This window comes from Ramlibacter sp., from assembly GCF_035554825.1.
Lineage (GTDB): Bacteria > Pseudomonadota > Gammaproteobacteria > Burkholderiales > Burkholderiaceae_C > Ramlibacter.
This window is the reverse complement of record NZ_DATMHS010000090.1, coordinates 25624-32440: the sequence shown is the minus strand read 5'-3', so window position 1 is coordinate 32440 and position 6817 is coordinate 25624. Positions and strand designations below refer to the sequence as shown.

Annotated in this window: 7 protein-coding genes; all 7 read left to right on the top strand. The window is 68.9% G+C overall.

The window, feature by feature from the left end; genetic code table 11:
- Window positions 1-716 (top strand): hypothetical protein (locus tag VNT59_RS11455; protein ID WP_325498535.1); only part of this gene is annotated, 716 nt, incomplete at its 5' end.
- 681 nt (window positions 717-1397) lie between these two features.
- Window positions 1398-1766, top strand: coding sequence for a glutaredoxin domain-containing protein (locus VNT59_RS11450; RefSeq protein WP_325498534.1), 369 nt, complete (start codon window positions 1398-1400; stop codon window positions 1764-1766).
- Window positions 1767-1836: 70 nt separating this feature from the next.
- The gene (locus tag VNT59_RS11445; RefSeq protein ID WP_325498533.1) at window positions 1837-2091 is read left to right on the top strand and encodes a hypothetical protein; all 255 of its coding nucleotides are present in this window, start codon (window positions 1837-1839) and stop codon (window positions 2089-2091) included.
- Between the two features lie 284 nt (window positions 2092-2375).
- The gene (locus VNT59_RS11440) at window positions 2376-3065 is read left to right on the top strand and encodes an SRPBCC family protein (RefSeq protein WP_325498532.1); all 690 of its coding nucleotides are present in this window, start codon (window positions 2376-2378) and stop codon (window positions 3063-3065) included.
- 271 nt (window positions 3066-3336) lie between these two features.
- Complete coding sequence (locus tag VNT59_RS11435; RefSeq protein ID WP_325498531.1) at window positions 3337-5508, top strand: C1 family peptidase; 2172 nt, start codon at window positions 3337-3339, stop codon at window positions 5506-5508.
- Window positions 5509-5522: 14 nt separating this feature from the next.
- Window positions 5523-6464 carry a hypothetical protein gene (locus tag VNT59_RS11430; protein WP_325498530.1) on the top strand — a complete coding sequence of 314 codons (942 nt, stop codon included), beginning with the start codon at window positions 5523-5525 and terminating at the stop codon, window positions 6462-6464.
- 8 nt (window positions 6465-6472) lie between these two features.
- A complete protein-coding gene (locus VNT59_RS11425; RefSeq protein ID WP_325498529.1) occupies window positions 6473-6787 on the top strand; it encodes a hypothetical protein in 315 nt (104 codons plus the stop codon).
- The last annotated feature ends 30 nt before the right edge of the window (window positions 6788-6817 follow it).

The following is a 6817-nucleotide window of genomic DNA, read 5'->3' as shown; positions in this document are numbered from 1 at the left end:
ACGCGGCAAGCATAAGTGTCGAAGTGTCGATCGAGCAGGACGGGAGCGTCGCGCGAACCGAGTTTGAAGCTCCCTCAGCGGGCCTGCTGCGGCTCGGTCGGCGCGTCGCTGGCATAAGTATTGATGTCGAAGCTACCGACGTTGAACTAGGCACTGGCGATCAGCTTGAGCTTGTCGCGCCTGTGTTCATTTCGGCGCGCAAGTTGCAGCTCGCGTGCAACCAGATTGTTGTCCGCGGAGACTCGACTGTCATAGAAGATGGCACTGTGATTTTGGAGTCGGAAGAGGTCGAAGCCGATCCATCCCTATCCACGCCATTGGTCAGGCACGGCGCGAGGCTTCAGGTTTCCTGGCCGAATGCGACGTCCTACCCATGGACAACCTTTTCTGCGCCAGCGGCCCAGAACGAAAACCCAAAGACCGCAGACGCTCTTCGTGCGCTACGAAGACTGACCCTTGCGTTCCGGTCGCACAGCAAGGGGCAACTCGCGCGATACAAGGGGAAGATAGAGCATCAACGGATGATGAAGGGCGACACCGGGCGCGCGGTGTTGAAGCAGTTAATGGAGGACGAAGTCGTGTCTCTCAAGGGCCCTATGTATTTTCTCGATCCTGACGCCCTGGGCGCGAAGGTCGGGGCGGCCTTCGTTGACATCAAATTGAAGCGCTTCTCCGACAAGACGCGTGAGTACGTTCAGCGCGTCATTAGTCAATAGGAGGCCGGTGCGGGTTGCTGCTTGCAGCATACAGGATCAGATTCAGGCTGGACCCTCAACGGCTGCAGCTTCGTGCTCGCCCCCAGAAATCTAGGACCCGTGCTCGCGGATCTCCTCGTACGCCCGCCCGGCGCGCCCTTGTCCAGCGGCTGCCGCTCGCCGATGCGGATGTTTGCCGCACGATCGCGACCCTTCTACTCGCGTGACGCGCACGAGCGGATGTCGCCGTCGCGCACGTGACGACGCCCTCTCGCCGGCGAGCCGCGGCAACTCGTGCAGCGTGGCTTCAACGCGCTGTTCACGTTGAAGCCGGCCTGGTAGCGCGCGCCCAGCCAGCCGACTGCCGGGGCCCAGCCGCCACCGACGGTCTGCGGCCTGCACCACGTAGTTTGACAGCGCCAGGGTCGCCCTCGCACGCAGGCCCAGCAGCGTGTCAGACCGCCCGCGTCGCCGGCGCCAGATGACGGATATCCCGCTGGCACCGATGGTTCAGTGGTCGAGATCGTGTGTGTTGGGTCCTTCAGCGCGTGCCACCGCATCGCGGACCTCCAGGGCTCGGACAAATCGGCTCGGCAGCGTTGTATTGCACCGTAGCAATATATGGCTCCGAAGCAATCGGTCTCCGGAACGACACTCACGTCCCGCCGTGCTACCGTCCCCACCTTGACCAGGAGCCCATTCATGCCGCGCCCGATCCTCGACGAGGCCCATATCCATCCGGCCATCCGCGGCAAGGTTGCCTGCCACCAGCAGGCGATCGTGGACGAGGTGAAAAACGCCGTGCAGCGCAACGACGTGGTCGTGGTCGGGATGGGAATGAATCCCTTCCCGGCCAAGGCGCGCAAGGCGCTCGCCGCGGCCGGCGTGCCGCACCAGTATCTCGAATACGGCAACTACCTCCACACCTGGCGCCGGCGCACGGCGCTGAAGATGTGGACCGGCTGGCCGACCTTTCCCATGGTGTTCGTCAAGGGCACCCTGGTCGGCGGCGCCAGCGAGCTGCAGGCGCTAATCGACAGCGGCGAGCTGAAGCGGATGCTGGGCAGGTGACGGCGTCGCTGCCGCGCGCTGACGCGGGGCGACAATGGTGCCGACGTTCCTCTTCCCGCTCCCCCGCGCCATGCCCGAAGCCACCATCGACACCGGCACCTACAAGCTGTTCCCCTCGCCGCGCAACGCGCACCGCACGGTGTTCCTGCACGAGGTGTTCGTGCCCCATCCGTACGCGCTGATCGACCTGCCCAGCTTCGGCCTGAAAGGCCGCTACAGCCTATTCGCCGCGTACCGGCTTGCGGACGGCAAGCACGGGCAGCTGGTCACCTTCGAACTCGAAGCCGACGCGCAGACCTTCGAGCGGCGGTTCGTGCCGGACTGACGCCGTTCGCGGTTGCTCGGCCCTCGGCCGGCTTCGCTTCCCACCCCGAGCGTGTCCGGCGAGCGCTCGGCGCTTCGCCGGGTAAGTTCCTGCTTCGTGCCCGTTACCTCGCGCTTCCGCCCGGCGCCCTGCATCGGCCTGGGCCGGTGCGATGCCGGCGCTGGCCCCGGCCGGGCCGGTCGAGCATGCGTTGCACTCTGTTGCCCCGATGAGCCGGGCCACTGCCCATCATGGCTTGTCCATCGTCGGCGACAAGCCGATCCACACCAGCCAAGGGGAAACGAATGCAGGCAACCAAGCAAGAAACAGGAACAGTGGCCGCGGTCGCGGCATTGGCAGCGGGCGCCAGCTGGCTGCTGTCCAAGCAGCTGCAGGCTCGGCGGGCGCCGACGCCCGCCATGCTGGTGCAGCACTCCATGGACCAGGCGAGGCGACGCCCGGGCGCGCTCGGCACGCTGGCGGCCCTGGCCATGGGCGGCATGATGCTGTCGCGGCAGATGCGCAAGGCGCGCGCCGGGTCGGCCTCCTCGGTCCAGGAGTCGATCGACGTCGACGTGCCGGTCAGCACCGCCTACAACCAGTGGACGCAGTTCGAGGCGTTCCCGCAGTTCATGGCCAGCGTGCAGGAGGTGCGGCAGGTCGACGACACCCACCTGCACTGGCGCGCCGACGTGGCCGGCAAGATCAAGGAGTGGGACGCCGAGATCACCGAGCAGCGGCCCGACGAGCGCATCGCCTGGCGCAGCACCGGCGGCGTGCGCAATGCCGGCGTCGTCACCTTCCACCGGATCTCGGACAACCGCACGCGCGTGATGCTGCAGATGGACTACGACCCCGAGACGGTCGGCGAGAAGATCGGCGACGCGCTCGGCGGGGTCAAGCTCACGGCCAAGGGCAACCTGCAGCGCTTCAAGGAGCTGATCGAGCGCCGCGGCGTCGAGACCGGCGCCTGGCGCGGCACCGTGACCCACTGAGGCCCATCAGGTCCGACCGGCCGCGTTTCCGGCCGGCTCGCGCGCGACCCGTCTCAGGGTTACTCCTAGCCTGACACCCTGTCAACCTTGACAGGGTGCATCGTTGCGTTTTCACGCGACCCGCCCACACTCGCTCCTCGCCGCCGGGAATCTGGCGATTCCGGCGGTGCCATCCGCAGCGCGGATGGCGATGGCGCGGCAAAGCAGTCGCGGCGCCTTGTGCAGCAGTCCCTCGCAGGCCTCACGGCCGAGACGAAAGGAGCGAAGCATCATGGCCACCGCGAGAACGTTCGACGCGCGCCCCGACCGGCTCGACCTGCGCGACCTGCCGTACCGCGCGCCGCTGCGGTCGCTGCCGCCGCGCTATCCGCTGGACAGCGAGGTCCAGCAGTTCATTCCAAGCTACGTGGCCGGCGGGCTGGTGCTCGATCAGGGATCGGAGGGCGCCTGCACCGGGTTCGGCCTGGCCTGCGTCGCCAACTACCTGTTCTGGGTGCGCCACGTGCAGGACGGCCAGCGCACGCCGTTCCTGCCGGTCAGCCCGCGGATGCTGTACGAGCTGGCGCGGCGCTACGACGAGTGGCCGGGCACCGAGTACGAAGGCTCCAGCTGTCGCGGCGCGCTCAAGGGCTGGCACAAGCACGGCGTTTGCAGCTTCGACGCGTGGCCGTACCGGACCAATGCGGCCGGCAAGGCGGTGTTCGTGCGGCCGTCGCAGAACTGGGAGCTGGACGCGGCGCAGCGCCCGCTGGGCGTCTATTACCGGGTCGATCGCGAATCGATCGTCGATCTGCAGGCAGCCATCGCCGACATCGGCGCGGTCTACGTGTCGGCCAGCGTGCACGACGGCTGGGACGCCCTGGCCGGCTCGACCAGCGCGGCGCCGAACAGCCATGCGGCGCTGCCGGAGATCGCGCCGCTGAAGGACCCGAAGAGTCGCGGCGGCCATGCCTTCGCGCTGGTCGGCTACAACGAGCGCGGCTTCGTGGTGCAGAACTCGTGGGGCACCACCTGGGGCGCCTCGGGCTTCGCCGTGCTGCCCTACGACGACTGGATCGTGAACGCGACCGACGCCTGGGCCTGCGGCCTGGGGGTGCCGGCCGTGGTGCGCGACGGCGCCGGCCGCAAGACGCGGCCGATCGCGGCCTCGTCCTGGCGCATGGCGAGCGGCACCTCGCTGACCGCGCTGGACCGCCAGACCCGGCAGCCGCGCAACCCGGCCGACGATCCGTGGCCGATCGACCATGCCTTCAACTTCACGGACTACGAGCCGTGGTCCACCGCCGCCGCGTATGAGCACAGCCTGGTCACCGGCAACAACGGCGAGCTGGCGCCGACCGACTTCACCCGCGACCCCCGCGACCGGCGCGGGCTGGCCCGCCAGATCGTGGTCGAGGCGCCGCAGATGTGGCTCGCCTCGCGCTCGGAGAACGTGCTGCGGCTGGCCGTGTACGCGCACGGCGGCCTGAACAGCGAGCAGGAGTCGATCGAGCGCATCCGGGTGCTCGGTCCCTGTTTCGAGGCCAACGGCATCTACCCGATCTTTCTCACCTGGAAGACCGGGCCGGGCGAGACCATCGGCGACATGGTGCAGGACTGGGCCGCGCGCTGGCTCGGCGAGGAAGCGGCGCGCAGCAAGGGCATCCTGGAGGCGCTGGGCGACGCCAAGGACCGCGCCGTCGAGGCCGCGGCCCATACCTTCTTCCGCGGGCTGTGGACCGAGATGCGCGAGAACGCGGCGGCGGCCGTGGCCCCGGACCACGGGCTCGACCTGCTGCTGAAAAGCCTGCTGGCGCTGCAGGGCGAGCTGGCGGCGGCCGGCAAGCGGCTGGACCTGCACATCGCCGGGCATTCGGCGGGCAGCATCCTGCTGGGCCACTTCCTGAGCCTCGCGGCCGGCGCCTCCACCGGCGGCACGCCGGCGCTGACGGTGACGACCTCGACGCTGTTCGCGGCGGCGTGCTCATGCGCCTTCGCGAACCGGCACTACGGCGCCGCGCAGGCCAAGGGGGTGCTCGACCTGTCGAAGCTGTGGCTGTACGTGCTGGACGACCAGAACGAGAAGGCCGACGGCCTGCCGACGCCGGCCGTGCCCGCCTACGGCAAGTCGCTGCTGTACCTGGTGTCGCGCGCGCTGGACGACGCCCGCAAGATGCCGCTGCTGGGGATGCAGCGGGCGCAGCTGGCCAGCTACGCCGGCGACGCCGACCAGTGGAGCGAGGCGCAGCTGTCCGAGGTGCAGCAGTGGCAGAGCGCCTGGCCGGGCGCGGCGCAGTCGCTGCTGCGGGTGGTCGACACGCCGCAGGTGCAGGTGACGCGCGAAGGCGGCCAGATCAAGGCCAGCCACGGCTCCTTCGACAACAACATCGCGGTGCTGACCGAGACGATCGAGCGGATCAAGGGCGCGCCACTGGCGGCGCCGCTGGAGTGGCTGGATTACTGAGGAGAGAGGAGACCATGCATCAACCACGTTTGCCGGGATCGCGGCGCCTGCGCGCGCTGTGGCTGATGGCGGCCGCGTCGGCGGCCCTGCTGTTGAGCGCCTGCTCGCCGGATGACGCGGCAGCGGCCAGAGTCGCCGCCGGTGCGCTGAAAAGCCGCGTCAACATCGCGCTGGCCGCGCATTCGGACCTGCTGGTGCGCGCGCTGTTCGAGGAGCCGGATTCGGACGAGCGGCTGATCGCCGGCGAGGTCGGGCAGGCGTTCAAGGACCGGACGGCGGCCGGTTGGCGGGCCGACCAGCAGAAGATCAGGAGCAGGTTCTCGCGGCGCGACCCCCGCGCCGCGGCGCGCTCCCAATTCGCCGCCGAGACCAAGCCCGTGGCCGATGCGATGAACGACATCGAGGCGGCCGCCGTGAGCTTCGAGCAGGCATGGCCGTTCGGCGCGGAGCACTTCGTCTGCCTGAAGCAGGGCGTGTTCGCGCTGACGAGCCATCTGCGGCGGGCCGCCATCTCGTTCGACCAGAACCCGGCCGGCAGCGGCCGCTACGTGCAGCTGCGCGTGCCGGCGCAGGTGGCGCTGGATCGCTACGAGGTGGCGGTGCGGGCCGGCAAGGAGATCGACGCCGCCACCAGCCTGCAGGGATTTCGCCAGCTGCTGCGCGAGGAGGAGCAGGCCAACGAGGCGGTGCAGGCCGGCTATGTCCAGGCGGCGCAGGCGGCGGCCGAGCTGTACCAGGCGATCGAGGCGACCGAGCGGGTGTCGCTGGTCGACGCGCTCAAGCTGGTGCAGCGCTATGCGCCGATGTTGTCGGGGCTCGATCCGTCGTTCGACGGCGACGCCATCGCGCGCAAGGCCGGCGTGACGCTCGGCAAGGTCGGCAGCAGCGAGTGGCTGGCGCGCTTCGCCAGCCAGCCGGTCCCCGGGGCCGACATCAAGTGCAAGACGGCGATCTAGGAGGCAACATGGACACGGACGACCAGGTGCGGGAGGCAGCGAAGCAGACGCTCGAACTGCTGTGGCGGAAATACTGGGACGCCAAGTCGGCGCAGCCGCCGCCGTCGTTCGACGACTACTTCGATCTGCGGCGCGCGTACGAGGACGCGGCCGTGGCCTATGCCGGGCTCGAGGGGCGGCTGCTGCGCAGCGACCTGCTGGCCGACGACATCGACGTCCAGGATTTCCAGTGCGTACGCGACCAGATGGCGCAAGCCGTGAACACGAGGCAGACGGTCGACGTGGCGCTCAAGTTCGGCAAGCTGCTGATGGCGCTGGTGTGATGCACGCCTTCGTCATGAGCTGAGCACACG